Source organism: Azospirillum doebereinerae (genome assembly GCF_003989665.1).
GTDB lineage: Bacteria > Pseudomonadota > Alphaproteobacteria > Azospirillales > Azospirillaceae > Azospirillum > Azospirillum doebereinerae.
Genome location: NZ_RZIJ01000012.1, coordinates 187,056 through 210,241 on the forward strand (window position 1 = coordinate 187,056; position 23,186 = coordinate 210,241).

The following is a 23,186-nucleotide window of genomic DNA, read 5'->3' on the forward strand; positions in this document are numbered from 1 at the left end:
CCCCCTCCCTAACCCTCCCCCGCCTGCGGCGGGAGAGGGAACTCCGCCGAACGTTGGCAAGCCTCCTGCCCCCTCTCCCGCGAAGCGGGGGAGGGATGGGGAGGGGGCAACCCGCCCGACCACTTCCCCACAACCAAGGAAACCACCATGCTGACCTTCGACGACTGCGTCGCCCTGTCCGACGCCGAGGCCCCTGACGCCGAACTCCACGCCCTCGACACCCACACCGCGTTCCGCGTGATGGCCGGGCAGCCGGCCCCCGAACAGCCGCGCCGCCCTACAGCGCCTTCGCCTGATCGCGCAGCATGAACTTCTGAATCTTGCCGGTCGAGGTCTTGGGCAGCGGCCCGAAGATCACCGTCCTCGGCACCTTGTAATGCGCCATGTTCGCCCGGCAATAGGCGAGGATGTCCGCCTCGGTCACCGCGCTCTCGGAACCGGGCTTCAGGGTGACGAAGGCGCAGGGCGTCTCGCCCCATTTGGCGTCCGGGCGGGCCACCACGGCGGCCTCCATCACGTGGGGGTGGCGGTACAACATCTCCTCGACCTCCAGCGAGGCGATGTTCTCGCCGCCGGAGATGATGATGTCCTTCGACCGGTCCTTGATCTCGACATAGCCGTCCGGGTGCAGCACCGCGAGGTCGCCGGTGTGCAGCCAGCCGTCGCGCAGCGCTTCCTCGGTGGCGACGGGGTTCTTCAGATAACCCTTCATCACCGTGTTGCCGCGCAGGGCCAACTCGCCCATCGTCACGCCGTCGGCCGGCACCGGAAGCCCGGTCGCCGGGTCGAGCACGGTCTGCTCCGACATGGTGACCATCGCCACGCCTTGCCGCGCCATCATCACCGCGCGCTCGGCCAGATCGAGATCCGCCCACTCGTCCTGCCACGCGCAGACGCTGGCCGGGCCGTAGCATTCGGTCATGCCGTAGAGATGGGTCACCGCGAAGCCCAGCCGCTCCATCTGGTCGATCACCGCGCTGGGCGGCGCGGCACCGCCGGTCGCCACCGACACCGGCCCATGCTCGAACGACCGTTTCGCCGTATCAGGCGCGTGGATCAGCATGGTCAGCACCACCGGGGCGCCGCAGAGATGCGTCACCTTCTCCTCGGCGATCAGGCGGAAGATCGCCGCCGGGTCGACCTGCCGCAGGCAGACATGGGTGCCGCCGACCGCCGTCACCGCCCAGGGGTAGGTCCAGCCGTTGCAATGGAACATCGGCAGCGTCCACAGATAGACGCTGCGCGGCCCCAGCCCGAAGGTCAGCGCGTTGCCCAGAGCGTTCATGTGGCCGCCGCGATGGTGATAGACGACGCCCTTCGGGTTGCCGGTGGTGCCCGACGTGTAGTTCAGGGCGAGATCGTCCCACTCGTCCTGCGGCATGACGAAGGGACGCTCGGCGTCGCCGGTCGCCAAGAAATCCTCGTATTCAAGCTCGCCGACCGGCTCGACGGACTGGGCGGCCTCGTCGTCGACCCAGACCACGCGCGGCCGCGCCGTCCCGGCGGCGAAGGCGGCGCGCACCACATCGGAGAAGCCGCGATCGACGATCAGGACCTTGCTCTCGGCGTGCTCCAGGATGAAGGCGACGGTGGCGGCGTCCAGCCGGGTGTTGATGCTGTTCAGCACGGCGCCGCAGCCCGGAACGCCGAAATGCGCCTCCAGCATGGCCGGCGTGTTGGGCAGCATCACCGAGACACGGTCGCCCCGCGCCACCCCGGCGTCGGTCAGGGCGGCGGCCAGCGCGCGGGCGCGGGCGTAAACCTCCGCGTAGCTGCGGCGGAGCGCGCCGTACACCACGGCGGTCTTGGCCGGGTAGACCTGGGCCGCGCGGCGCAGGAAATCGAGCGGAGTCAGCGGAACGTGGTTCGCCGTCCGTTTTGGCAACGCATCCATGGGAAACTCCGCTGACATCCGTTCATTTCACGCCGCCGCATCGACGGCCCGTCCGTGCCGCCGATGTAGCGCGCTGGAAAGAAATGAGCAAGACGCGACGCATACCCCATGATTTTCTTGCGGAAATCCGTATGATCCCAGCCGGATCGAACACAGCGACCGGCGGGTGCGGCATGACGGATTCAGCGTTTCCCTCTCTCTCGATGTTCTCCCTGGCCGGCAAGGTCGCGCTGGTGACCGGCTCGGGCCGTGGCCTGGGGCTGGAGATCGCCCGCGCGATGAGCGGCGTCGGCGCCCATGTCCTGCTCAACGGCCGCAACCCAGAACCCTTGCGGGCGCAGGCCGACGCCATCACGGCGGCCGGCGGCAAGGCGTCCGCCCTGCCCTTCGACGTGGCCGACCCGGCGGCGGTGCGCGAGGCCTTCGATCATATTGAGCGGGAGCACGGACAGCTCGACGTGCTGGTCCTCAACGTCGGCCAGCGCAACCGCAAGCCGCTGGCCGAGTTCGCGAACGAGGAGATCCGGCATCTGCTGGACGTCGACCTCGCCTCGGGCCTGATACTGGCGCGGGAGGCGGCGCGGCTGATGGTGCCCCGGCGCGAAGGCCGCTTGATCGCCGTGACCTCCGTCGCCGGGCAGATCGCCAAGGCCAACGACGCGGTCTACACCGCCGCCAAGGCCGGCCTGACCGGCATGGTGCGGGCGCTGGCCGCCGAATACGGGCCGGTCGGCCTGACCAGCAACGCGGTGGCCCCCGGCTTCTTCGCCACCGAGACCAACGCCGCCCTGGTCGCCGACCCGCGCGCCTCGGCCTATTTCGAGGAGCGCACCCCGCTGCGCCGCTGGGGCCGCCCGGCGGAGATCGCCGGGGCCGCCGTGTTCCTGGCGTCCCCGGCGGCTTCCTACGTCAACGGCCACGTCCTGGTGGTGGACGGCGGCGCCACCATCCAGATGTAAACGCCGGGCGGGATCAGGCCGCCCGGATCTCGGCCAGGAAGCCGTCCACCTCGCGCTTCAACAGCACGGCCTGACCGGCAAGCCCGTCGGCCGAGCGCTTCACCCCATGGGTCGCGGCGCTGGTCTCGCGCTCGGCCCGCTGGATGCCGTCGACGTTGCGCGCGACCTCCGAGGTGCCGACCGCCGCCTGCTGGGCGTTGCGGCTGATCTCAGCGGTGGCGGCGCTCTGCTGCTCCACCGAGGCGGCCATCTCGGCGGTCGAGCGGTCGATCTCCTCGACCTGCCCGATGATGCCGCGCATCGCCTCCACCGTCCGGCCCGAGGCGGCCTTCACCGCGCCGATCTGGGCGCCGATCTGCTCGGTCATCGCGTGGGTCTGGTTGGCGAGGTTCTTCACCTCCTGCGCCACCACCGCGAAGCCCTTGCCGGCCTCGCCCGCGCGGGCCGCCTCGATGGTCGCGTTCAGTGCCAGCAGGTTGGTCTGCGAGGCGACGGCGTTGATGGCCGACACGATCTGGTCCACCTGCTCGATGGCCGCCGACAGCGCGTCGAGCTGCGTCTGGGCCTGCTCGGTCCCGGCCGCCGCCGCCTTGGACCGCTCGGCGGCGCGCGCCACGCGGTTGGACAGCTCGCGGATCGCGGTGGACATCTCCTCCGACGCGGCGGCGACGGTCTGGACGTTGGCCGAGGCCTCCTCCGACGCGGCGGCGCCGGCCGCGCATTCGCCGCCGACCCGCTCGATGGCGCCGGAGAGCTGCGTGGCCGAGACCTGGAACTCGGTGGCGGCGCTGCCGACGGTGTCGACGATGCGGCCGACCGTGCCCTCGAAGCGGGCCGCCAGATCCAGCATCGCCGCGCGCCGTTCGCTGGCGGCACGGGTCTCGGCCTCGCGGGTCTGCCGTTCCATGGCGTCGTTGCGGGCGATGTTCTCCTTGAAGACCTCCAGCGTGCGGGCCATGCCGCCGATCTCGTCGCGACGCCCGCGCTCGGGCACCTCGGCGTCCAGGTCGTGGTCGGCGAGCCGGACCATCACCGCGTGGACCCGCGACAGCGGCAGCGTGACGCTGCGCGCCACCGCCCAGCCGAGCAGCAGCGCAACGGAAGACAGACCGGCCACCACCAGCCCGAACACCGTCATCATGCCGGCAAAGGCGGATTTCAGGTCGTCGGTGTAGACGCCGGTGCCGATCACCCAGTCCCACGGCTTGAAGTGCACCGAGTAGCTGAGCTTCTCATAGGTCGGCCCCTGGGGGGCGTTGGGGCGCGGCCATTCGTAATGGACGAATTCCGGCACCGGGGCCAGCGCGCCGCGAACCGCCTCGCGGATCACGTAGACCCCGTTGCGGTCGCGGATCTCGGCGCCGCTCTTGCCGATCAGCTGGCTGTTGGCGTGCATCACGCCAATGATTTGCGAGGTCCAGACCCAGAGATACTCGTTGTCGGCGTAGCGGATGGCGCCGATGGCGGTCTTGGCCCGCTCTTGCGCCTCCGCCTCGCTCATCGCGCCGTCCTGCGCCAGCTTGTGATAGCGCGCGGCGATGCTGGCGCCGCTCTCGGCGATGAAGCGCACGCTGTTCATGCGCTGCTCGACCAGAGCCTGGTTGACGAAATAGCCGCCCACGGCGGCCACCAACCCTGCCGCGATGATCGACAGGGAGGCGAGGAAACCGATACGCCAGCGTAAGGGCAGCTCCGATAAACGCATTTTACGAACTCCAACTCACAAGGGACTGGGCGGCCTCAAGCCGCGCGGTCCGCGGTATGCACGACGCTGGTCACCGCCTCGACGACGCCCTTTCCCTGCGGATGCACGCGATTCACCTCGTTGAAGGCCGCGATCTGGGCGTGGCTGACATGGGTGAAATGCTCGGCCGCGAGCGCGGCGATGGCGGCAGCCTCCGCACCGCTCGGCGTCCCGTCGACGGGATCGGCGATGACGACGCGCAGGGTGACGGGGATTTCGATGATCTGTGGCATGGAACCGCTCGTTGATGGGGAAGCAGAAAAGGGAAGGCGCGGCCCGGAACGGACCGCGCCGTTGGGGGGACTCAGTCGCGGGCGACGCAGAGCGCGACGCCCATGCCGCCGCCGATGCAGAGCGTGGCGAGGCCCTTCCTGGCGTCGCGCTTGCCCATCTCGTGCAGCAGCGAGACCAGCACGCGGGCACCCGACGCGCCGATGGGGTGGCCGAGCGCGATGGCGCCGCCGTTGACGTTGACCTTGGCCGGGTCCCAGCCCAGCCCGGCGTTGACCGCCAGCGCCTGAGCAGCGAAAGCCTCGTTCGCCTCGATCAGGTCGAGGTCGTCCACGCTCCAGCCGGCCTTCTTCAGCGCCAGCCGCGAGGCCGGGATCGGGCCGGTGCCCATGATCGACGGATCGACGCCGGCCGTCGCCCAGGAGGCGATGCGGGCCAACGGGGTCAGGCCGCGCCGCGCCGCGTTCTCCGCCGTCATCAGCACCAACGCGGCGGCGCCGTCGTTCAGGCCCGACGCGTTGCCGGCGGTCACCGTGCCGTCCTTGGCGAAGGCCGGGCGCAGCTTGGCCAGCGACTCCAGCGTGGTGCCGAACTTGGGATGCTCGTCGGCGGCGACCACGGTGTCGCCCTTGCGGCCCTTGATGGTGATGGGAACGATCTCGTCGGTGAAGCGGCCGCCCTTGATCGCCGCCTCGGCCTTTTGCTGCGAGGCCAGCGCGAAGAGGTCCTGCTGCTCGCGCGTCAGGTTGAAGGCGCGGGCGACGTTCTCGGCGGTGACGCCCATGTGGTAGCCGTGGAAGGCCTCCCACAGCCCGTCCTTGATCATGCTGTCCAGCATCTCCGCCGGCCCCATCTTGGTGCCGCTGCGCAGGTGCATCAGGTGGGGCGAGAGGCTCATGCTCTCCTGCCCGCCGACCACCATCACCTCGGCGTCGCCGTTGCGGATCGCCTGATGGCCGAGCGCCACGGCGCGCAGGCCCGAGCCACAGACCTGGTTGATGCCGAAGGCGGTGGCCTCCACCGGGATGCCGGCGGCGACGGCGGCCTGACGGGCGGGGTTCTGACCTTGGCCGGCGGTCAGCACTTGGCCCAGGATGACTTCGGAGACCTCGGCGGCGTCGGTGTGGGCGCGGGCGACGGCCTCGCGGATGACCGCCGCGCCCAACTCATGGGCGGCGACGGCGGACAGCCCGCCGTTGAAGGCGCCGATGGGTGTGCGGACGGCGCTGGCGATGACGATCTCGGTCATGGAGGTTCCTCCGGAACGTTCGGTTCTCTGGGATTGGTCGGGAGTCTCGAAGCCCCTCTCCCGCGAGGGGAAAGGGGCTTCAGGAAGCGGTCAGAGGTAGAGGCCTATCAGGAAGATCGGCAGCGTCAGGATCAGCGCCGTGGCGCAGTAGCCCATGATGTCGCGAACCCCCAGCCCGGCGATGGCGAGCGCCGGCAGCGCCCAGAAGGGTTGCGCCATGTTCATCCACTCCTCGCCGTAGGCGATGGCCATGGCGGCCTTGCCCAAATCGACGCCCAACTGCTGCGCGGCGGGCATCACGAAGGGACCCTGCACCACCCAGTGACCGCCGCCCGAGGGCACCGCGAAGTTGATCAGGCCGGAGGACAGGAAGGCGAGGACCGGGAAGGTCTCCTTGGTGGCGATGTCGACGAACCAGTTGGTGATCAGCCCGCCCAGGCCGGAATGCTCCATCATGATCTGGATGCCGGCGTAGAAGGGGAACTGGACCATGATCCCGGCGGTGCCGCGCGCGGCGTTGGCGACGGCGCGGGCGTAGGCCATCGGCGTGCCGTGCAGGATGACGCCGGCGATCAGCATGATCAGGTTGACGGTGTTGATGTTGAGGTCGAAGCCCTTGGCCCGGAAGTACAGGAACAGGTAGACCAGACCGAAGGCGCCGACGACGAAGCCCAGGATGCGGCTTTCCTCAAGACGTTCGGCCGGGCTGGCGTCGGGGCCGAGGATGCGGCGGGTCGATTCCTCCGGCTTCAGCAGCGCCGGATCGACGGCCACCACGTCGCTCGCCTTCGGGTGCATCATCCAGCAGATCAGCGGCAGGACGACGATCAGCGCCAGCGTGATGCCGATGTTGTAGCCGGTGAACAGGGTGTCGTTGATCGGGATCAGCCCGACCGTCTTCTCCATCGGGTTGCCCTTGGTCGCGGCGACCAGCGGCACCGAGCCGGAGAAGCCGCCGTGCCACGTCATGAAGCCGATGTAGGCCGAGGCGATCAGCAGCCGGTAATCCGATTTCGGCACGCGGCGGGCGACCTCGCGGGCGAACATTGCGCCGACGACGAGGCCGAAGCCCCAATTGACGATGTTGGTGACGGCGGCGGCGAAGCAGACCAGCATGACGCCCTGGGCCGGGGTCTTGGCGATCGACGCCACCCGCCCCAACACCTTGCGGATCGGCTCGGAGCTGGCCAGCGCGTGGCCGGTGACCAGCACCAGCGCCATCTGCATCGAGAAGGCCAGCAGGTTCCAGAATCCGCCGCCCCACATCTGCACGAGGTCGGTCGGGCCGCTCGGCGTCAGCCACCACGCCAGGACGAAGGTCAGCACGGTCAACAGGATGGCGAAGACCAGCGGATCGGGAAGGTAGCGGCTGACCAGCCAGGTCAGGCCACGGGAGATCGGGGTGATCGGGTTGAAACGGGCGCCCTCGTCGGAGGATGGTCCGGGCGACGGTCTCGGGGTTGCGCTGACGCTCATGGCGGGTCTCCAACCGTCCCCCGCCGCGATTTGGATCGGCGGGCGGGGGCGGCGTGTGCGGTCAAACTGCGGTTCAGGCGCCGATCGGCATTTCCGGGACGCTGTCCGGGACGATCAGTTCGGCGCCGGTCACGGCCAGGACGTCGGCCACGGACACGCCGGGCGCGGTCTCCTTCAGGACCAGACCGGCCTCGGTCGGCTCGATCACCGCCAGGTCGGTGACGATGAGATCGACCCGGCGGACCGAGGTCAGCGGCAGGGCGCAGCGCTTGACGATCTTCGGCTCGCCCTTGGCGCTGTGCTGCATGGCGACGATGACGCGCTTGGCGCCCGACACCAGATCCATCGCGCCACCCATGCCGGGCACCATCCTGCCGGGCACCATCCAGTTGGCGAGCCGGCCCTCCTCGTCCACCTGCAACCCGCCCAGCACCGTCACGTCGAGGTGCCCGCCCCGGATCAGGCCGAAGGACATGGCGCTGTCGAAGGCCGCCGCGCCCGGCACGGCGCCGATCGGGCTGCCGCCGGCGTCGCTGAGGTCCCAGTTCTCCGCGCCGGCCTCCGGCACCGGGGCCATGCCGACGATGCCGTTCTCCGACTGGAAGAACACGTTCACGCCGGCCGGCAGATGCGCCGCCACCATGGTCGGCAGGCCGATGCCGAGGTTCACCAGATTGCCCGCCCGCAGTTCCAGCGCGACGCGCTTGGCGATCAGGGTTTTCTCATCCATGGCGTTGCTCCTTGGCGACCAGGCAGTCGACCAGCACGTTCGGGGTCACGACGGAATCCGGCGGGATGACGCCGACCGGCACGATGTCCTCGGCCTCCGCGATCACCGTTCCGGCCGCCATGGCCATCAGCGGGTTGAAGTTGCGCGCGGTCAGCGCGTATTCGAGGTTGCCGAGGTAATCGGCGCGCTTGGCCGCGATCAGCGCGAAGTCGGCCTTCAGCGGCTTTTCCAGCAGGTAGACGACGCCGTCGACCTCGACCCGCTGCTTGCCCTCCTCCACCACGGTGCCGACGCCGGTCGGTGTCAGAATGCCGCCCAGGCCGAAGCCGCCGGCGCGCACGCGTTCGGCCAGCGTGCCCTGGGGGACCAGTTCGACCTCGGTCTCGCCGGCGATCATCTGGCGCTGGGTTTCCGGGTTGGTGCCGATGTGGCTGGCGATCACCTTGCGGACCGCCTTGGCGGCCACCAGCCTGCCGATGCCCACGGTGGGGCGGGCGGTGTCGTTGCAGATGACGGTCAGGTCGCGCTTGCCCTGGCGCAGCAGCTCCGCGATCAGGCGGGGCGGCGTGCCGACGCCCATGAAGCCCCCGATCATCAGAACGGCGCCATCGGGAATGGCCGCGACGGCCTCTTCCAGTTTTCGCACTTTGCTCATTAGACGTCCCCCTTGGGCATCGGGGTGCTGCGGACGCCTGTCCGCGCAACATCCCGTGGCATTGGCGCGCGTTCCACCGGTCGTCAACCGGTCGCTGGGCGCCGACGCCCATTCGTTGATTCGTAGCGCTGAGACCTCAGGGGCGCCGCGCCGGTCGGCGTTCTGGCTGGACCGAGTGGGAGCGCTGAGGGTCGATCACACATACGCAAGCGTTGTGCCAAAAGGCGTAGGGGTAGTTCCAAAAGGAGAAATCCAGCAAACGCGCCGATCCGGCGGGGCGGGTGTGAAGGATGGGCGGAGGGCGGGTGCGCAACTTTGTGCGTGCTGCGCAAACGTTTGCGCAGTGGGCGCCGTCGTCCCCGGATTCGACGCGAACGGATGGGAATGAGAAGCCTTCGCATTTTTATGCTGCGGATCCCTCCCCTCCCGTTCGTCTAAGGAGGAAGGGCGCGGGTCGCTTTCCGGAGAGTATGAGATGAGCGCTGGCAAGTCGCGGACGCGGCTGTGGTTCCTGTGGCATTCCTGGTTGGCCATGCCCCTGTGGGCGTTTCTGTTTTTCGTCTGCCTGACCGGCACCATCGCCGTGGTCAGCACCGAGATCATGTGGCTGGTCGATCCCTCGATGCGGGCGTCGGGCGAGGGCGAGCCGCTGCCGCCCAGCGCGCTGATCGCCGCCGCCGAGGGCTCGACGCCGGGCGCGCGGGTGACCTCGCTGACCTGGGGCGGATCCCACATGGCGGTGGGCGCCCGGATAGCGCTGCCCGACGGCACCTTCGCCACCGCCTGGGTGAACCCGGTCAGCGGCGTCGTGCAGGGCCTGTCCGGCAACAACTCGTTCCGCCAGTTCGTCCGCGCCCTGCACGGCTGGCTGCTGACCTTCCCCGTCGGCTGGTATCTGGTGACCCTGCTGGCGATCCCGCTGCTGGGCTCGCTGATCACCGGGCTGGTGGTCTACAAGAAATTCTGGAAGTCCTTCTACCAGCCGCGCATCCGCTGGAGGCAGGCGCCGCGCGTGATGCTGGGCGATTTGCACCGCGTCGCCGGGACGTGGTCGATCTGGTTCATCGCCATCATGTCGGTCACCAGCCTGTGGTTCCTGATCTACCTCGCCCTGATCCATCTCGGCATGGGTCTGGGCGGCGGCAAGCCGCCGGTGCTGGTCGCGCGCGAGGACATCCCGGTGGCGGCGACGCCGCCCAAGGTGAACCCGAACGCCATCCTGGCCGCCGCCACGGCCGCTCTGCCCGACATGCGGCTGCGCTACCTGGGTCTGCCGGGAACCGCCTACGACCCGGCGTCGGTGATCGGCTCCAGCGGCCAGACGCCGTTGCTGCCGGACTTCATCCGGCTGAACCCCTTCACCGCGACGGTGATCAAGGTGGAGGGCGGGCTGGACGGCGCGTCGGGCATCGAGCTGACCCGCACCATCATGCGCGCCCTGCACACCGGCGATTTCGGCGGCCTGCCGATCAAGCTGATCTGGTTCGTCTTCGGCTTGGTCATGACCACCCTGGTGTTCAGCGGCATGCTGATCTGGGTGAAGCGGACGGCGCGCGCCACCGTGGACGCGGTGCGCCGCGTCAAGCTGGCGGAGGGCTCGTCCAATGCGTAAGCTCCTGGCGAGCAAGGCTTGGCAGCGCAACAAGTTCCACCTCAGCGCGCTGATGATGCTGGTGCCGCTTCCCTTCCTGCCCGGCTATTTCAGCGCGAAACCGATCTTCGCGCCGCCCGAGATCCACCGGGCGGTCAGCGTCGGCCCCTTCCCGATCACGCTGGTCACCTTCGACCAAGCGCCCCACCGGGGACCGGCGGGAGATTTGGTGAAGGACTACTCGATCCGTCTCCAGCCCGCCGACCTCGACCGCGTGCGCGGCGTCTTCCTGCGGGTGGGCAAGCCGCGCAATCTGCGCGCCGCCGGGGCGCTGGGCTTCGGCAACCCCTACGAACGGGAGGCCGAGGTGGCCATGCCCGCGAATCCGACCGGAACGGAGGAGCTGTGGCTGACGGTGGAGGATTGGACCGGCACGGTGCATCAGACATCGCTGCCGCTGGCCGAGGTCTTGGGAGGAAAGCGATGAGTCCGCGCGTTTTGGTGCCGGCGGCGGGGCTGGCCCTGTCCACCCTGCTGTTCACCGTCTCCACGGCCCAGGCCCACTACCCGATCTGCGAATGCAGGATGGCGGACGGCCAGACGGTGGTCTGCACCGGCGGCTTCTCCGACGGGTCGAAGGCGGTGGGCGTGGTGCTCGACGTCATCGCCTACGACGAGCAGATCCTGGTCAAGGGCAAGCTGGGGGAGGATTCCACCCTCTCCTTCCCGCGTCCCGCGCAGGATTTCTACGTCCTGTTCGACGCCGGTCCCGGCCATACGGTCGAGGTCGAGCACACTTCGATCAAATAGCGGAACCATGCATCATCAGATCGTCCGCCGTGCCGGGGCCGAGCGCGAGACCGCGTGGGTCCTGCTGGCCTCCGCCGCGATTATCGCCTGTGCCGTCGCCGCCGTCGGCCTGCGCCCGGCGCCGCCGCCCGAGCCGGTGGCCGCCGCCCACCAGATCGACTCCCGCACCGGGCTGACCAGCGCCGAGCAGGGCCTCCACGCCGACCTCAAGGTGGCGGGGGCGGAGATCGCCGCCCTGCTGCGGGAAACCGGCGCCGCGCCGAAGCCGGCGGAGCTGGCCGCCCAGGCCCTGCCGCCCTTCGCCCGCGACACCAGCGCCACGGCGCGCGGCAGCCATGCCTGGACCCTGGCGGAGGCCGGCCACGGCGTCGCCTATGCCGGCGTCTCCGCCGCGCCCGAGCTGGCGGGGTCGATGGTGCTGGTGCTGGACACGCACGGCAAGGACCACGCCGAGCCCCAGGTCTGGCTGAAACGGGCCGCCGAGGCGCCGCCCCCCGGCCTGGACGAAAAGACGCTGGCCGCCGCCGGCTGGAAGCAGGTCACCGCCACCTTCACCGCCGGAGTGACACGATGACCAGTGACACGATGAACGGCACCACCATGAACCGCCGCCGCTTTCTCGCCGCCGCTGCCGCGACCGGTCTCGTCGGTGCCGCCGGGGGAGCCCGCGCCGCCGTTCCCCAGCGCTTCGGCGTCACCCTGCACCCCTATTACTCCTACGTCGCCAACGTCGTCGGCAATCTGGCCGAAGTCGTGCCGATCATCCCCTCGGGCTTCAACCCGCACGCCTACGAACCGCGTCCCGAGGACATCCTGCGCATCGGCAGCCTCGACGCCATCGTGCTGAACGGGATCGGGCACGACGACTTCGCCGGACGCATGATCGCCGCCTCCTCCAAGCCCGCGCTGCCGGTGGTCGAGGCCAACGCCGACGTGCCCCTGCTGCCCGCCGCAGGATCGGCGGCGCGGGCTTCGGGCAAGGTGGTGAACCCGCACACCTTCCTGTCGATCACCGGAGCGGTGCTCCAGGTCGCCACCATCGCCCGCGAGCTGGGGCGGCTGGACCCGGCCAACGCCGAGTCCTACGCCGCCAACGCGCGCGCCTACTCCCGCCGTCTGCGGCTGCTGCGGGCCGACGCGCTGGGCAAGCTGGCCTCGGCGGGCGACGCGCGCCTGCGGGTCGCGACCATCCACGGCGCCTACGACTACCTGCTGCGCGAGTTCGGGCTGGAGGTCGCCGCCGTGGTCGAGCCCGCCCACGGCATCGAGCCCAGCCCGGCGCAGCTCGCCGAGACCATCAGGACGATGCGGGCGCTCGACGTGCAGGTGATCTTCTCGGAGCTGAACTTCCCCAGCGCCTATGTCGACACCATCCGCCGCGAGACCGGCATCCGGCTCTACGCCTTCTCGCACATCGCGCACGGCGACTACGCCGCCGACCTGTTCGAACGCGAGATGACCCGCAACATGGACACGCTGGTCCAGGCCATGCTGGAGGCCAAGCCATGAGCGGCAACACCGGCGGCACCCCCAAGGGCGGCCCCGCCATCCTGTTCGACCGGGTCGATCTGACGCTCGGCCGCACCGTCATCCTGGACCAGGTCTCGCTGCGGGTCGAGCCGGGCGCCGTCCACGCGGTGGTCGGCCCCAACGGCGGCGGCAAGTCGTCGCTGATCCGCGCCCTGCTGGGGCAGGCGCCGCACCGGGGCATGGTCCGGCTGGACTGGCCGGGAGAGGCGCCGGGCGTCACCGCCTATGTGCCGCAGGCGGTCGAGTTCGACCGTGGCCTGCCGATGACGGTGGAGGATTTCCTGGCCGTGCTGTGCCAGCGCCGCCCCGCCTTCCTGGGGCCGGACCGCCGCATCGACTACGGCGCGGCGCTGGAGCGCGTCGGCATGGCGGGCAAGCGGCGGCGGCGCTTCGGCGCGCTGTCGGGGGGCGAGCGCCAGCGCGTGCTGCTGGCCCAGGCGCTGATCCCCGCCCCCGATCTCGTCATCCTGGACGAGCCGATGACCGCGCTCGACGAGACCGGCTGCACCATCTTCGAGGAGCTGCTGGCCGATTTCCGCGCCGCCGGCACGACCGTCCTGTGGGTCGAGCACGACCTGGCCCAGGTGCGCCGTCTGGCGACGCGGGTGTCGGGGCTGAACCGCCGGGTGCTGTTCGACGGCCCGCCGCCGGCGATGCTGTCGCCCGACCGGGTGCTGGACCTGTTTTCCGCCGTTCCCCGCCGCACGACCGGCAACGCAGGCGACGCGCGCGTGGTCGAGAGGGCAGCGCTATGAGCTTCGACGGTTTGCGCCTGCTGATCCAGGGCTGGGCCGGGGCCGGGCTGCTGCCCTCGGGCCTCGCTCACGGCTTCCTCGTCAACGCGCTGCTCTCCGGGCTGGTCATCGGCCCGGTGCTGGGGGGCCTGGGCACGCTGGTGGTGACCAAGCGGCTGGCCTTCTTCTCCGAGGCGGTGGGCCACGCGGCGCTGACCGGCGTCGCCATCGGCATCCTGGTGGGGGAGCCCTACACCGGCCCCTACGCCAGCCTGTTCGGCTACTGCCTGCTCTTCGCCATCCTGGTGAACTACACGCGCAACCGCAGCGACCTGACCTCCGACACGCTGATCGGGGTGTTCCTGTCGGTGTCGCTGGCGCTGGGCGCCAGCCTGCTGCTGATCCTGGCGAGCCGGGTCAACATCCACATCCTGGAGAACGTGCTGTTCGGCTCGGTCCTGACGGTGGACGACCGCGACCTCACCGTGCTGCTGGCGGTCGCCGCCGGGGTCGTGCTGGTGATGCTGCCGCTGTTCAACCGACTGCTGCTGGCCAGCTTCAACCCGGCCCTGGCGCGGGTGCGCGGGGTGCCGGTGAAGGGGCTGGATTATCTGTTCATCGTGCTGATCACCGTGGTCACCGTGGCGTCGGTCAAGATCATCGGCGCCATCCTGGTCGGCGCCCTGCTGGTCATCCCCGCCGCCGCCGCGCGGGTGGTGGCGTCCAGCCTGCGGGGGTTCTTCCTGCTGTCCATCGCCTTCGCCAGCGTGGCGGCGGTGGCCGGGATCCTGCTGCCGGTTCAACTGTCGCTGCCGGTGCCGTCGGGCGGCGCCATCATCCTGGCCGCCGGAGCCCTGTTCCTCGGCGCGCTGCTGGTGCGTCTGGTCACGAGAGGGGAAGAAGGATGAGGCGTCTCGCGCTCACGGCGCTCCTGCTGCTGCTGCCGCTCCCGGCCTGGGCGCAGACCATCCTCGCCGGGCATCCCGTCACCGCCGGTCTCGCGCAGGCGCTGACGCAGGGCACGGCGCTGACGGTGGAGAAGGTCGTTCCCGACGCCATCCCGATGGGCCGGCAGAACGCCCTGCTGACCGGGCGCGGCGAGGCCAAGCTGGCCGACGCCGCCAAAAAGGCCGACGCGGTGCTGACCCTGCGGTCGGTCTGGATCGACGACCCGGTCTATCCCTTGGCCCGGCGCCACAACATCCGGCTGGTGGAGATCGACGCCGCCCGGCCGGTGGACGGCGCGCTGCCGGGCGTCGCCTTGCGCGACGGCGCCGCCTTCCCCTGGCTGGGCGTCGCCAACGCCGGGCGGATGGCCGACATCGTGGCGGCCGACCTGCGCCGCCTCTATCCCAACGCCGCCCCCGCCATCGACGGCAATCTCGCCAACCTGAAGCGCGCGCTGCTGACGCTGTCGTCGACTTCGGTGCGGACGTTCGCGGGCCTGCCCGATCCCTCGGTGGCGGCGCTGTCCGACCGCTTCGCCATGCTGGCCGCCGATCTGGGGCTGGATCTCCGCAAGGTCTGGACCCGCGACGACCGCGACTGGACGCCGGAGCGGCTGGCCGAACTGACCGCTTTCCTCAAGGCCGAACGCATCCCGGCGGTGCTGCACCACCGCCAACCGGCCCCGGAGATCGCGCAGGCGATCACGGCCGGGGGTGCCCGGCTGATCGTCCTCGACAGCCTGGAAAGCGGCCCGCCCGCCGCGATGGACATCGCGCTGGGACGCATGGTGGAGCAGTTGGAGACCGGCCTGCGCTGAGCGAAGCGCCGGTCGCGCCGCCTTGCGGCCGGGGGGGCTTCCGGGTGTATCGTCCCACCCTCAACGGAAGCCCCAACCTTGCAAGGACCGCACGCCATGACGTCACTTGAACCGGTCAAAATCGGCATCGTCACCATCTCCGACCGCGCCAGCCAGGGCGTCTACGAGGACAAGGGCGGCCCCGCCATCCACCACGAACTGACCCGCATCGTGTCCTCCCCCTGGATTGCCGAGGCGCGCGTCATCCCCGACGACCTGGACGGCATCGCCGCCACGCTGGTCGAGCTGTGCGACGTGGCCGGCTGCGGCTTGGTGATCACCACCGGCGGCACCGGCCCCGCCCCGCGCGACGTGACGCCGGAGGCGACGGAACAGGTGTGCCAGAAGATGATGCCCGGCTTCGGCGAACTGATGCGCAAGGTCAGCCTGGAGGTCGTGCCGACCGCCATCCTGTCGCGCCAGACGGCGGGCATACGGGGCTCCAGCCTGATCCTCAACCTGCCGGGCAAGCCGTCCGCCATCCACGACTGTCTGGCTGCGGTGTTCCCCGCGATCCCCTATTGCCTCGACCTGATCGGCGCCGGGCGGATCGAGACCGACCCGGTGGAATGCCGCACCTTCCGCCCGAAGTCCTGAGCGCGCCTGACCCATCGCCATGGGCTGCGGCGGATGCCGTGGCCTACGGCCTGGGTCCGTGTCGTGGACTGGCTGGTGAAAGCCCCCCGGCAATGGCCTGCGCGAAGGCGTCCAGCAGTTTCGAGCTGTCCACCCCGTAGATCTCCGCCGCCTCGGCAACGGTCTGGAACCCCGCCATGAGGCAGCCGGGACAGGCCATCCGGTGCTTCACGAACACGGCGATGGTTTGCGGCCAGCGCTCCATCACCGCCTCGACCAGATCGGAGGCGGACGGGGTGGAAACGCCGGATTGCTGGGGCGCGTGGATCATGGCGCGACCCTAGCGCCGCCGCCCCCGCGCCTCTTTGCGCCCGCGCAAACTGCCCGAGCGAACCGGCGGGACCGGACGCCGTCTTTCGCCTCAGGCCGGCGGCAGGGGGCGCGGCAGATCCTCGGCGATGGCGACCAGGGCGTGCGGCCGGCGGATCGTCACCTGCTGGCGCCCGCCCTCGACGATGCCCTGCGCCTCCCACCCGCTGAGGATGCGGCTGACCGTGTGCAGCGTGGTGCCGGTCATCTCGGCGATGTCCTGGCGCGACAGCGGGAAGTCGATCTCCACCCCGCCCTCCACCCGGCGTCCCGCCTGCCGGGCCAGACGCAGCAGCGCGTGGGCGACCCGGCGTTCCACCCGTTCGGTGGACACTTCGCGCAGGCGGGTCTGCACCTCCTGCAGGCGACGGCCAACGATGTCCAGCGCGTTCATCGCGACGCGCGGGTGCCGCTCCATCAGCACGCCCATCGCGGCGGCCGACCAGTGGATGGCGACGCAATCGGCGACGGCGAGCGCGTCGGCGGGGTAGACCCCGCCCGCGAACACCGCCGCCGTGCCGAACATCTCGCCGGGACCGATGTAGCGCACCACCATCTGTTGCCCGTCGGCCCCGGTCTGGACGATCTTGACCCGCCCGTCGATCAGCGCGTGGCAAAGCGTCGCCGGATCGCCCTGGGAGAAGATGGTCGCGCCCTTCTCCACCCGTTGCGTCTGGGCGGAACGGACGGTCTCTGCGAGCGCCGCCGCGTCCAGCCCGGCAAAAAGCCGCAGGCCACGCAGCACGTCGGGATCGGGAGCAAGCGGAGTCATGGGCGTCCGGCTGGGAAACCGGCTCCCCTCGCGGAGGACCGGCATGGAACGGGGGATGTCCTAAATGCGCCTTCGCGCGCCGCGCCGCAACCGGCCTGACCGCCATTTGTGCTGGAACAAAGAACCCGCCGGTCCCACCGCTTAAAGACTGCGCCGGGGATCGTCCGTCCCCCTTCGAAAATCCGTTCGAAATCCATCCTCGCACTGGAAACCGCCATGACGACTCCCGCCCAGCCCGACACGCTCGAACCGGTCATCGACGTCCAGACCATCCCGCCCCACGAACGTCAGCCGCTGATCCTCCAGACGGCGCGGGCGCTGGAGCCCGGCAGCGGCTTCCTGCTGGTCAACGACCACGACCCGCGTCCCCTGTACCACCAGATCCAGACGCTGTTCGGCAACACCGTGACCTGGAGCTATCTGGAGCGCGGTCCGGACCGCTGGTGGGTGCGCATCGCCAAGCCCGAAACGAACGCGGCCTCCACCGTCCGTGTCCGCATCGCGCGCGAGGGCGCGGTCTCGCTCGCCGACCCCGACGAAGCGCTCGGCGGCGCGGCGGACGGCGCGCTGGTCTGCGCGATCACCGACTGCCCGCCGGGCACGACCACGGCGGAGGTGCTCAACCTGATGCACGGCGTGATCCCGCCGGCCGGGCAGCAGAGCCTCGCCTTCGAACGGCTGGTGGCGCGGCGGTCCGGCTCCTGCTGCGGCGGAATGTGCGGATAACGGCTTAATTTTCCAGCATTTTCAAAATGTTAAGCGGAGCGAAAGGGGTGCTGACAGCTGGTAAGAACCCGCAATGCCCGCTAATAACTTCAACAGCTTGGCGGGAGATATCGAACTCGCCGGCGCCCCACCTCACCCCTTGGGCGGTGGGCCATCGGTCGCCTCTTTGACGCAGACGATGACCGGCACCGACCACTTCGGCGATCCGGAAGGGCACTCCCAGCCGAACCGCCCCAGCCAAAGGAATGCACGATGAACAGGAGTTGGCACGAAGCCCACCCCATGCCGCCGAAGGCGACCCGGCAGCAGCGAGTCGAATGGCATCTGGAGCATGCCCAGGCCTGCGGGTGCCGGCCACCTCCGGCGTCACTGCTCGACGAGATCCGTGAGTTGGAGAAGCGGCGCCTGACGCCGGCCGGAGAAGGCGCCACTTGATGGCGGGGATGCCCCGCCAACTCATCGCTGCTGGATGAAAGCCTTCTGCTTGGCAAGGTTGCCGACGCCGGCCGACAGGTTCTGCATGTTGCCGATGTTGCCGCCGCCCAGCGGGCCGCCGCCGCCGAACTGCTTGACCAGACCGCTCTGGATGGCGGTGTTGCCCACCCCCGCCGCCGTGTTGCCGACGAACGCCGTGTTGGCGCCGCCGCCCAGCACCGGCACCCCCATTGGGCCGCCGAAGCCGCCGCCCTGGACCACCGTCGCGCCCTGGCGGGCGACGTTGCCGACGCCGGCGGCTAGGTTGCTGACCTCGGCGCTGTTGGAGGTTCCCAGCACACCGCGTCCGGCGAACTGCTTGGTCATCGCCGACTGCGAGGCGAAATTCCCCACCCCGGCGGCCGTGTTGGTGATCGAGCTGACGTTCTGTGCGAAGGCCGGGGCCGACAGCAGGGCGAGGGTGGCGAAGCCGGAGAGCAGAGCTGTGCGGAACATGGGGCGGTTTCCTTTGGGGCTGGCCGGCTCTCGGTGTCCGGCTGTTGGTCGATGACCAGACCCTACCCAAGCGCCCGCTGCGCCGATGTGAGCCGAGCCACAGGGAGGTCCATTTTAGGGAGCCAGCCTATTTTCAGCCACTTAGGGTCACGAGAAGGCGCCATCACCGCCCCCTTGACGGTTTCGGGGTGGTCGAGCATCCGCCTTCAACCAACGGTCAGCTCGGTGATGGGGCAAGCGGTGATGCCGAAGGAAGACTTCCGGGCTTGGATAAAAGCCATGGGCACGAAGACGTGTTCGGAAGCTTCTGAGGCACTGGGGTATCCGTTGAGATGATCGGTACCCTCGTGGCCAGTCAGCATCGGGACAGAAAGATTGCCCTTACCGACTTACGGACGGCTTTGGCACGCGTGGCGCTCGCCGAGGGCGATTGGGCCTCAGAATGCAGAGAGTTGACCAGTGCGAATGCTTCAAACAAAGTGGGTACCAACTAAGTTGACATCAACCTACCAACGAAACCATTCTGCATGAGTCGCCGAACGAGAAACTTGGAGATAGCGATGAACGCGAAAATGCTGGCTATCACAGCATTTGCCAGCCTTATGGGTATTGCCAGCGCTTCCCACGCACAAACCGGGACGGTGCGGGGCAATTACGTAGGCTGCATCACTGAAGAGGCTTTGGATCAAGCCACCCAGGCAGCAGTCAAAAAAGATGAGCGCCTTTTTAATTCACTTATGGGTAAACAATGCATACCTATAAGTGGCCAACAATTCTCGATCCTTGATCGAGGATTTATTAGATCAAAAATTCGCGTATATGTTGGCAATAATCACATTGATCTCTACACGCCAAGCGAAGCGACACACTAAGCAACGCGGGGGCCGCCTCTCTAAAAGCGCCCCCAACGGTTGTGCCTACTGCCCCAGCGGCACCGGCACCAGTTGGCGCACTGCATCGCTGAGGAACAGGTCTCCGACCACCCCATCGGCCACCAGCCCATGCGCCCGCTGCCACATCGCCACAGCGGCCTTGGTCGCCGGCCCATAGACGCCGTCCACCTCCGTGCCGACGATCCGCTGGATGGCGCGCACCCGGTCCTGCTCGGCGCCGACCGGGGCGCGGCCCATCTGCGGCATGGGCAGCGGCGAGACCCGCGCGACCGGCACGGCAGCCGACCGGAACAGCGCCGCCTCGGCAGCCCGACGCGCGACGAGGCCCGGCAGTTGCGTCTTCACCCCATCGACCGTGGCGTAGACCCAGCGCCCAAACTGGGCGGCGGCGCTCTGGTAGTCCCCGGCGTTGAGCATCACCAGCAGGGTCGAGCAGGCGAGCGAGCCCGCCCCCAGGTTGAAGGTGAACGAGGCGAGCGCGCCGCGCTGATCGTCGGCCACCGGCACCTTGACGAGCCGGTCGACGTCGGCCGCAGCCGCCGCAAGGTCGGCCGCCAGCAGCATGTCGGCCATCGCTTTGGTGATGGTCTGGCCCATCTGGACTCCGGCAGTGTGGCCGTAGCCGATGGTCGGCACACCGGCCGGGCAGCGGTAGGCGGTCAGGTAGAGGCCTTCGAACCGCTTCACCAGATCGACGGTGGCGGAGGTGATGGCGCGCGGGATCGCCGCGCCGGTGGGCGTGGTGGGCATGGTGGCCTCCATGATGTGGGAATTATGCGTTACAGGTCGGCTGTAACGCGATTACCGGCGGTCGGCCGGCAGCAGCCGCAGCAGCCCGGCAGACAGGCCGCGCCGGGCATTGATCAGGCTGTGGGCGAGCACGAGGAGCGCGGCGTCGCGGTTGCCCTCGCAATCGGCGAGGGTTCGGGTGACCGCCTCCTCGGCGGTCTCGGGTCGGTCGGGCAAGGTGAGCACCCCTTTTGAGCGAATAGCCAAGGCACAGGTTTGGGTGGACGCTGGAGGCTGACAGCTGATCGAACCGGAACACTCGGGCGGCTTTGCCCCACGGAGCCGCCCGCCCCTTTTTAGCCGGGCATGAAAAAAGGCCGCACGCGGCGACCGGGTCGCACCGGATTGGTGTCGCAAGATCAGAAATAATCCCCAATGTTGGGATCCTTGTCAGTTGTATGGCCCCTAGCGTTTGGCTAAGATTTGCGTTTCTTGGCGGAGGGGTTATACACAATGGTTGCGCCTCCTTTCACGGCCAGGATTTCAGGAAAAATACGATGAAAATACAACCAAGCGAAATTGTTGAACGCAGATTTGATAGAATCGATAGAACATTTGTTGGATATCTCTATGAGTCTTGGAAGGTTTGCGAGATAATAAATAGCGAACAACCGAATTTTTCCTCTAAGTTTGTTGTGAACATTGGCGCTGGGGATGGCGTCGAATGCAATGATCCTTGTTATCCGTTATACAAAATAGGGTATGGCGGACTTGCCATAGAAGGAGAAAAAAATGAATTACTTCACAAAAATCTTTCATCTGAAAACATAACCACACTTACAAATACTTTTATTAATCCATTCAATGCTGGAGCACTGCTCCAACAGCACAAAACTCCGGTAAATTTTGATATGCTAAAAATTGATATAGATGGCTATGACGGACCAGTTTTGGATGCAATTCTGTCTGCCGGATATCGACCCAAGCTAATACAAGCTGAGATCAATCACGAAATACCCCCTCCGATTGAATTTAGTGTGATGTACCATTCTATCTATAAAGTGCATGATAGCGATGGGATGTTCAGCCCATTCTATGGCATGTCGCTTTCTTTTCTTGCAAAAATTGCAAGAAAATTTGGTTATCATATCGCCTATCTAGACAATATAACACCACTTACTCACGATGCGATATTGATTAGGAACGATCTTTCCGAAATTGTGGGGAGCAACTTAGACATGACAAATCAATCAATTGAAAAAATGTATTATGATCACCCTCCGACAGGATCTCATTTTTTGTCATATGGGATAAATCCATTTGAATGGAGAGATGAAAAAGACAAGACAAAACTTGCAAATTCCGTTTGGATTGCGTGCTTTGCTTCATCTGTTAAAAAATTTAACGGCGCATATCCATTTTATTTTTCTATAGCCGAATAAAATGAAGATCGCGCTCTGTTTTAGAGCGCGATCTTATCCGCCTATAAAACGCTGCATGCGGCAGCCAAGTCAATCAAGGTTGGATTGTTGTCGCGGGGCTATTGGAGGTAGGTGAACACCTGCTTGCCGGCCCCGTTGACCGGGGCGATGGTCGCCAAGGTCGCCCAGGCCAACGCATCGTTCGAATACTGCACGAACACCGTCCCGCTGATGCGGCCGGTCTGTGGGGTGATCGACAGGGATCGCACCGTCACCGCCGTCCCGAAGTCCACGTAAATCCAGGCGTTGCTCGCCGCCCCATCGGCGGTCGACCATTCCGTCGAGGTGTTGTCATCAAGGGCGCGGCTCGCCGGGAACCCGCTGTAGACGCTGCTGGCGGTCGCGGTCTTGCCCGTCGTGAGGTCGCTGCCGGAGCCGTCGCTCGCCGAGAACATCTCCAGCTCGAAGAGGGCCGTGTAGTCGCCGGCCCCCGTGTAGGGCGCCCCGTTGGAAAGCAGCCGCCAGTACCGGCCCGCCACCAGCCCGTGCCCGGTCACGTCGACGGTCAGGGTGTTGGCCGCGTCGTTGTGGGTGATGGCCACGCCGTTGCCGCCCACCATGAAGGCGGCGACCGTGTCGCGGATGAACTCGGCCAGATCGGGCAGATCGGCCACCGTCAGGGCGACGTCCCCGACGCGGCCGGCGACGGAGCGGACGCGGTCGGTGTTGTCCACCTTGCCCCAGCTGGCGCCCGAGGAGACGATCCAGTCGCCGACCTGCCAATCCGCTTCGCCGTTGATCACGGTGGTGCCGGCGACCGAGACGACGTAGTAGCGGCCCTTGTTGCCCGAGGCCGCCGCCGGAATGGCCGGTGTGTTCGTTGCGGCGTTCCAGGTGCCCTGGTAGTTGAGGGCGCCCAGGATCGCCGCCGGCAAGCGGCTGGTCGGCACCTTGCCGTCGCCGTCCAGTTCGCAGATGCCGCCCGGCTGGCCGGGGAGGACGGACGCGGCGGCGACCTGCGCCGCAGCAGCAGCGGCATCAGCGCCCACCCGGTCGTTGTGGGTGGCGGTCTTATCGGCCGCGACCGTTGCTGTGTCGGCTGCCACGGTCGCCCGATCCGTTGCCGCCGCCGAGGCCGAGGCTTGGGCCGAGGCAACGGCATCGCCGATCCCAGCGGCCCGCGCGTCCAGCTCGGTCAGGACATCGCCGAAGAACGGAGTCCAATTCTCGAAATATTTGAAGGGCTGGAAGTCGGCGAGCGTCCAGTTCCGGCCGTTGAACATCGGCATCAGATCAGCTCCTCGGCGTTGATGGCCCAGCCGTAGCGGCCGAGCGAGGTCGTGGTGATGCCGACCGTATCGGT

Annotated in this window: 28 protein-coding genes and 1 pseudogene; 15 read left to right on the forward strand and 14 right to left on the reverse strand. The window is 67.9% G+C overall.

What is annotated here, in order from left to right:
- Positions 1 to 147 precede the first annotated feature (147 nt).
- Positions 148 to 309, forward strand: coding sequence for a hypothetical protein (locus EJ913_RS31665; RefSeq protein ID WP_185909799.1), 162 nt, complete (start codon positions 148 to 150; stop codon positions 307 to 309).
- On the opposite strand, the gene EJ913_RS16475 is transcribed toward EJ913_RS31665, so the two are convergent.
- Positions 278 to 1,894, reverse strand: coding sequence for an acyl-CoA synthetase (locus EJ913_RS16475; RefSeq protein ID WP_126999778.1), 1,617 nt, complete (start codon positions 1,892 to 1,894; stop codon positions 278 to 280). The two genes, EJ913_RS31665 and EJ913_RS16475, sit on opposite strands and share 32 nt — an antisense overlap.
- 173 nt (positions 1,895 to 2,067) lie before the next feature.
- On the opposite strand from EJ913_RS16475, the gene EJ913_RS16480 reads away from it, so the two are divergent.
- Positions 2,068 to 2,853, forward strand: coding sequence for an SDR family oxidoreductase (locus tag EJ913_RS16480; RefSeq protein WP_126999780.1), 786 nt, complete (start codon positions 2,068 to 2,070; stop codon positions 2,851 to 2,853).
- A gap of 13 nt (positions 2,854 to 2,866) precedes the next feature.
- Here EJ913_RS16480 and EJ913_RS16485 read toward each other — a convergent pair whose 3' ends face one another.
- From EJ913_RS16485 to EJ913_RS16510, 6 genes are all read right to left on the reverse strand, one after another.
- Positions 2,867 to 4,558 carry a methyl-accepting chemotaxis protein gene (locus tag EJ913_RS16485; protein ID WP_126999781.1) on the reverse strand — a complete coding sequence of 564 codons (1,692 nt, stop codon included), beginning with the start codon at positions 4,556 to 4,558 and terminating at the stop codon, positions 2,867 to 2,869.
- A gap of 35 nt (positions 4,559 to 4,593) precedes the next feature.
- Complete coding sequence (locus EJ913_RS16490) at positions 4,594 to 4,830, reverse strand: hypothetical protein (protein ID WP_126999783.1); 237 nt, start codon at positions 4,828 to 4,830, stop codon at positions 4,594 to 4,596.
- A gap of 71 nt (positions 4,831 to 4,901) precedes the next feature.
- Positions 4,902 to 6,077, reverse strand: a complete 1,176-nt coding sequence (locus tag EJ913_RS16495; RefSeq protein WP_126999785.1) for an acetyl-CoA C-acetyltransferase — start codon at positions 6,075 to 6,077, stop codon at positions 4,902 to 4,904.
- Between the two features lie 90 nt (positions 6,078 to 6,167).
- The gene (locus tag EJ913_RS16500) at positions 6,168 to 7,553 is read right to left on the reverse strand and encodes a TIGR00366 family protein (RefSeq protein WP_126999787.1); all 1,386 of its coding nucleotides are present in this window, start codon (positions 7,551 to 7,553) and stop codon (positions 6,168 to 6,170) included.
- A 73-nt stretch (positions 7,554 to 7,626) separates the two neighbouring features.
- On the reverse strand, positions 7,627 to 8,283 hold the full coding sequence (locus EJ913_RS16505; RefSeq protein WP_126999789.1) for a 3-oxoacid CoA-transferase subunit B: 657 nt from the start codon (positions 8,281 to 8,283) through the stop codon (positions 7,627 to 7,629).
- Complete coding sequence (locus tag EJ913_RS16510; protein WP_126999791.1) at positions 8,276 to 8,938, reverse strand: CoA transferase subunit A; 663 nt, start codon at positions 8,936 to 8,938, stop codon at positions 8,276 to 8,278. The genes EJ913_RS16505 and EJ913_RS16510 overlap by 8 nt, the downstream gene beginning before the upstream one ends.
- Before the next feature lie 475 nt (positions 8,939 to 9,413).
- On the opposite strand from EJ913_RS16510, the gene EJ913_RS16515 reads away from it, so the two are divergent.
- The 9 genes from EJ913_RS16515 to mog all read left to right on the forward strand — a co-directional run bounded on the left by EJ913_RS16515 (position 9,414) and on the right by mog (position 16,004).
- Positions 9,414 to 10,550 (forward strand): PepSY-associated TM helix domain-containing protein, encoded by a 1,137-nt coding sequence (locus EJ913_RS16515; protein WP_126999793.1) that lies wholly within the window; start codon positions 9,414 to 9,416, stop codon positions 10,548 to 10,550.
- Entirely contained in the window at positions 10,543 to 11,016 is a 474-nt protein-coding gene (locus EJ913_RS16520) for a PA2404 family protein (protein WP_126999795.1), read from the forward strand. The genes EJ913_RS16515 and EJ913_RS16520 overlap by 8 nt, the downstream gene beginning before the upstream one ends.
- Positions 11,013 to 11,339 carry a hypothetical protein gene (locus EJ913_RS16525; protein WP_185909800.1) on the forward strand — a complete coding sequence of 109 codons (327 nt, stop codon included), beginning with the start codon at positions 11,013 to 11,015 and terminating at the stop codon, positions 11,337 to 11,339. The genes EJ913_RS16520 and EJ913_RS16525 overlap by 4 nt, the downstream gene beginning before the upstream one ends.
- Before the next feature lie 7 nt (positions 11,340 to 11,346).
- Positions 11,347 to 11,913, forward strand: coding sequence for a DUF6162 family protein (locus EJ913_RS16530; RefSeq protein WP_126999797.1), 567 nt, complete (start codon positions 11,347 to 11,349; stop codon positions 11,911 to 11,913).
- Entirely contained in the window at positions 11,910 to 12,848 is a 939-nt protein-coding gene (locus EJ913_RS16535; protein WP_244939384.1) for a metal ABC transporter solute-binding protein, Zn/Mn family, read from the forward strand. Before EJ913_RS16530 ends, EJ913_RS16535 begins: the two co-directional genes overlap by 4 nt.
- On the forward strand, positions 12,845 to 13,624 hold the full coding sequence (locus EJ913_RS16540) for a metal ABC transporter ATP-binding protein (RefSeq protein WP_126999799.1): 780 nt from the start codon (positions 12,845 to 12,847) through the stop codon (positions 13,622 to 13,624). The genes EJ913_RS16535 and EJ913_RS16540 overlap by 4 nt, the downstream gene beginning before the upstream one ends.
- Positions 13,621 to 14,511: a metal ABC transporter permease gene (locus EJ913_RS16545; RefSeq protein ID WP_126999801.1), complete on the forward strand. Its 891-nt coding sequence runs from the start codon at positions 13,621 to 13,623 to the stop codon at positions 14,509 to 14,511. The genes EJ913_RS16540 and EJ913_RS16545 overlap by 4 nt, the downstream gene beginning before the upstream one ends.
- Positions 14,508 to 15,368: a metal ABC transporter solute-binding protein, Zn/Mn family gene (locus EJ913_RS16550; RefSeq protein ID WP_126999803.1), complete on the forward strand. Its 861-nt coding sequence runs from the start codon at positions 14,508 to 14,510 to the stop codon at positions 15,366 to 15,368. The genes EJ913_RS16545 and EJ913_RS16550 overlap by 4 nt, the downstream gene beginning before the upstream one ends.
- Before the next feature lie 96 nt (positions 15,369 to 15,464).
- The gene (gene mog / locus EJ913_RS16555) at positions 15,465 to 16,004 is read left to right on the forward strand and encodes a molybdopterin adenylyltransferase (protein ID WP_126999806.1); all 540 of its coding nucleotides are present in this window, start codon (positions 15,465 to 15,467) and stop codon (positions 16,002 to 16,004) included.
- 43 nt (positions 16,005 to 16,047) lie between these two features.
- Here mog and EJ913_RS16560 read toward each other — a convergent pair whose 3' ends face one another.
- Together EJ913_RS16560 and EJ913_RS16565 are read right to left on the reverse strand one after the other, a co-directional pair.
- Entirely contained in the window at positions 16,048 to 16,314 is a 267-nt protein-coding gene (locus EJ913_RS16560) for a DUF1858 domain-containing protein (protein WP_126999808.1), read from the reverse strand.
- Between the two features lie 90 nt (positions 16,315 to 16,404).
- A complete protein-coding gene (locus EJ913_RS16565) occupies positions 16,405 to 17,124 on the reverse strand; it encodes a Crp/Fnr family transcriptional regulator (protein ID WP_126999810.1) in 720 nt (239 codons plus the stop codon).
- Positions 17,125 to 17,340: 216 nt separating this feature from the next.
- Here EJ913_RS16565 and EJ913_RS16570 point away from each other — a divergent pair, with 216 nt between their 5' ends.
- Positions 17,341 to 17,850 (forward strand): DUF2249 domain-containing protein, encoded by a 510-nt coding sequence (locus EJ913_RS16570; RefSeq protein ID WP_126999812.1) that lies wholly within the window; start codon positions 17,341 to 17,343, stop codon positions 17,848 to 17,850.
- A 252-nt stretch (positions 17,851 to 18,102) separates the two neighbouring features.
- On the forward strand, positions 18,103 to 18,285 hold the full coding sequence (locus EJ913_RS16575) for a hypothetical protein (RefSeq protein ID WP_126999814.1): 183 nt from the start codon (positions 18,103 to 18,105) through the stop codon (positions 18,283 to 18,285).
- 21 nt (positions 18,286 to 18,306) lie between these two features.
- Here the strand turns inward: EJ913_RS16575 and EJ913_RS16580 are convergent, their stop codons facing one another.
- Entirely contained in the window at positions 18,307 to 18,780 is a 474-nt protein-coding gene (locus EJ913_RS16580; protein ID WP_126999816.1) for a hypothetical protein, read from the reverse strand.
- A gap of 560 nt (positions 18,781 to 19,340) precedes the next feature.
- Between EJ913_RS16580 and EJ913_RS16585 the strand changes: the two genes are divergently transcribed.
- Positions 19,341 to 19,652: a hypothetical protein gene (locus tag EJ913_RS16585; RefSeq protein WP_126999818.1), complete on the forward strand. Its 312-nt coding sequence runs from the start codon at positions 19,341 to 19,343 to the stop codon at positions 19,650 to 19,652.
- 45 nt (positions 19,653 to 19,697) lie between these two features.
- On the opposite strand, the gene EJ913_RS33035 is transcribed toward EJ913_RS16585, so the two are convergent.
- The 3 genes and pseudogenes from EJ913_RS33035 to EJ913_RS31670 form a co-directional block, all read right to left on the reverse strand.
- Positions 19,698 to 19,919 carry a peptidoglycan-binding domain-containing protein gene (locus EJ913_RS33035; protein WP_211098973.1) on the reverse strand — a complete coding sequence of 74 codons (222 nt, stop codon included), beginning with the start codon at positions 19,917 to 19,919 and terminating at the stop codon, positions 19,698 to 19,700.
- Positions 19,920 to 19,955: 36 nt separating this feature from the next.
- Positions 19,956 to 20,423, reverse strand: a pseudogene (locus EJ913_RS32130) (lysozyme); the annotation flags it as partial.
- 51 nt (positions 20,424 to 20,474) lie between these two features.
- Complete coding sequence (locus EJ913_RS31670; protein ID WP_185909801.1) at positions 20,475 to 20,639, reverse strand: hypothetical protein; 165 nt, start codon at positions 20,637 to 20,639, stop codon at positions 20,475 to 20,477.
- Between the two features lie 320 nt (positions 20,640 to 20,959).
- Between EJ913_RS31670 and EJ913_RS16595 the strand changes: the two genes are divergently transcribed.
- Entirely contained in the window at positions 20,960 to 21,844 is an 885-nt protein-coding gene (locus EJ913_RS16595) for a hypothetical protein (protein WP_126999822.1), read from the forward strand.
- A 98-nt stretch (positions 21,845 to 21,942) separates the two neighbouring features.
- Here EJ913_RS16595 and EJ913_RS16600 read toward each other — a convergent pair whose 3' ends face one another.
- The gene (locus tag EJ913_RS16600; RefSeq protein WP_126999824.1) at positions 21,943 to 23,112 is read right to left on the reverse strand and encodes a discoidin domain-containing protein; all 1,170 of its coding nucleotides are present in this window, start codon (positions 23,110 to 23,112) and stop codon (positions 21,943 to 21,945) included.
- Positions 23,113 to 23,186 lie beyond the last annotated feature (74 nt).

Excerpts from the sequence above, each read along its gene's own strand:
- EJ913_RS16485 (WP_126999781.1), bottom strand. The coding sequence starts at position 4,558 with ATGCGTTTATCGGAGCTGCCCTTACGCTGGCGTATCGGTTTCCTCGCC.
- EJ913_RS16585 (WP_126999818.1), top strand. The coding sequence starts at position 19,341 with ATGAACGCGAAAATGCTGGCTATCACAGCATTTGCCAGCCTTATGGGT.
- mog (WP_126999806.1), top strand. The coding sequence starts at position 15,465 with ATGACGTCACTTGAACCGGTCAAAATCGGCATCGTCACCATCTCCGAC.
- EJ913_RS16545 (WP_126999801.1), top strand. The coding sequence starts at position 13,621 with ATGAGCTTCGACGGTTTGCGCCTGCTGATCCAGGGCTGGGCCGGGGCC.
- EJ913_RS16540 (WP_126999799.1), top strand. The coding sequence starts at position 12,845 with ATGAGCGGCAACACCGGCGGCACCCCCAAGGGCGGCCCCGCCATCCTG.
- EJ913_RS16530 (WP_126999797.1), top strand. The coding sequence starts at position 11,347 with ATGCATCATCAGATCGTCCGCCGTGCCGGGGCCGAGCGCGAGACCGCG.
- EJ913_RS16510 (WP_126999791.1), bottom strand. The coding sequence starts at position 8,938 with ATGAGCAAAGTGCGAAAACTGGAAGAGGCCGTCGCGGCCATTCCCGAT.
- EJ913_RS16505 (WP_126999789.1), bottom strand. The coding sequence starts at position 8,283 with ATGGATGAGAAAACCCTGATCGCCAAGCGCGTCGCGCTGGAACTGCGG.
- EJ913_RS16475 (WP_126999778.1), bottom strand. The coding sequence starts at position 1,894 with ATGGATGCGTTGCCAAAACGGACGGCGAACCACGTTCCGCTGACTCCG.
- EJ913_RS16495 (WP_126999785.1), bottom strand. The coding sequence starts at position 6,077 with ATGACCGAGATCGTCATCGCCAGCGCCGTCCGCACACCCATCGGCGCC.
- EJ913_RS16560 (WP_126999808.1), bottom strand. The coding sequence starts at position 16,314 with ATGATCCACGCGCCCCAGCAATCCGGCGTTTCCACCCCGTCCGCCTCC.
- EJ913_RS16480 (WP_126999780.1), top strand. The coding sequence starts at position 2,068 with ATGACGGATTCAGCGTTTCCCTCTCTCTCGATGTTCTCCCTGGCCGGC.
- EJ913_RS31665 (WP_185909799.1), top strand. The coding sequence starts at position 148 with ATGCTGACCTTCGACGACTGCGTCGCCCTGTCCGACGCCGAGGCCCCT.
- EJ913_RS16520 (WP_126999795.1), top strand. The coding sequence starts at position 10,543 with ATGCGTAAGCTCCTGGCGAGCAAGGCTTGGCAGCGCAACAAGTTCCAC.
- EJ913_RS16515 (WP_126999793.1), top strand. The coding sequence starts at position 9,414 with ATGAGCGCTGGCAAGTCGCGGACGCGGCTGTGGTTCCTGTGGCATTCC.
- EJ913_RS33035 (WP_211098973.1), bottom strand. The coding sequence starts at position 19,919 with ATGCCGCAGATGGGCCGCGCCCCGGTCGGCGCCGAGCAGGACCGGGTG.
- EJ913_RS16595 (WP_126999822.1), top strand. The coding sequence starts at position 20,960 with ATGAAAATACAACCAAGCGAAATTGTTGAACGCAGATTTGATAGAATC.
- EJ913_RS16580 (WP_126999816.1), bottom strand. The coding sequence starts at position 18,780 with ATGTTCCGCACAGCTCTGCTCTCCGGCTTCGCCACCCTCGCCCTGCTG.
- EJ913_RS16500 (WP_126999787.1), bottom strand. The coding sequence starts at position 7,553 with ATGAGCGTCAGCGCAACCCCGAGACCGTCGCCCGGACCATCCTCCGAC.
- EJ913_RS16525 (WP_185909800.1), top strand. The coding sequence starts at position 11,013 with ATGAGTCCGCGCGTTTTGGTGCCGGCGGCGGGGCTGGCCCTGTCCACC.
- EJ913_RS16565 (WP_126999810.1), bottom strand. The coding sequence starts at position 17,124 with ATGACTCCGCTTGCTCCCGATCCCGACGTGCTGCGTGGCCTGCGGCTT.
- EJ913_RS16550 (WP_126999803.1), top strand. The coding sequence starts at position 14,508 with ATGAGGCGTCTCGCGCTCACGGCGCTCCTGCTGCTGCTGCCGCTCCCG.
- EJ913_RS16490 (WP_126999783.1), bottom strand. The coding sequence starts at position 4,830 with ATGCCACAGATCATCGAAATCCCCGTCACCCTGCGCGTCGTCATCGCC.
- EJ913_RS16600 (WP_126999824.1), bottom strand. The coding sequence starts at position 23,112 with ATGCCGATGTTCAACGGCCGGAACTGGACGCTCGCCGACTTCCAGCCC.
- EJ913_RS16570 (WP_126999812.1), top strand. The coding sequence starts at position 17,341 with ATGACGACTCCCGCCCAGCCCGACACGCTCGAACCGGTCATCGACGTC.
- EJ913_RS16535 (WP_244939384.1), top strand. The coding sequence starts at position 11,910 with ATGACCAGTGACACGATGAACGGCACCACCATGAACCGCCGCCGCTTT.
- EJ913_RS16575 (WP_126999814.1), top strand. The coding sequence starts at position 18,103 with ATGAACAGGAGTTGGCACGAAGCCCACCCCATGCCGCCGAAGGCGACC.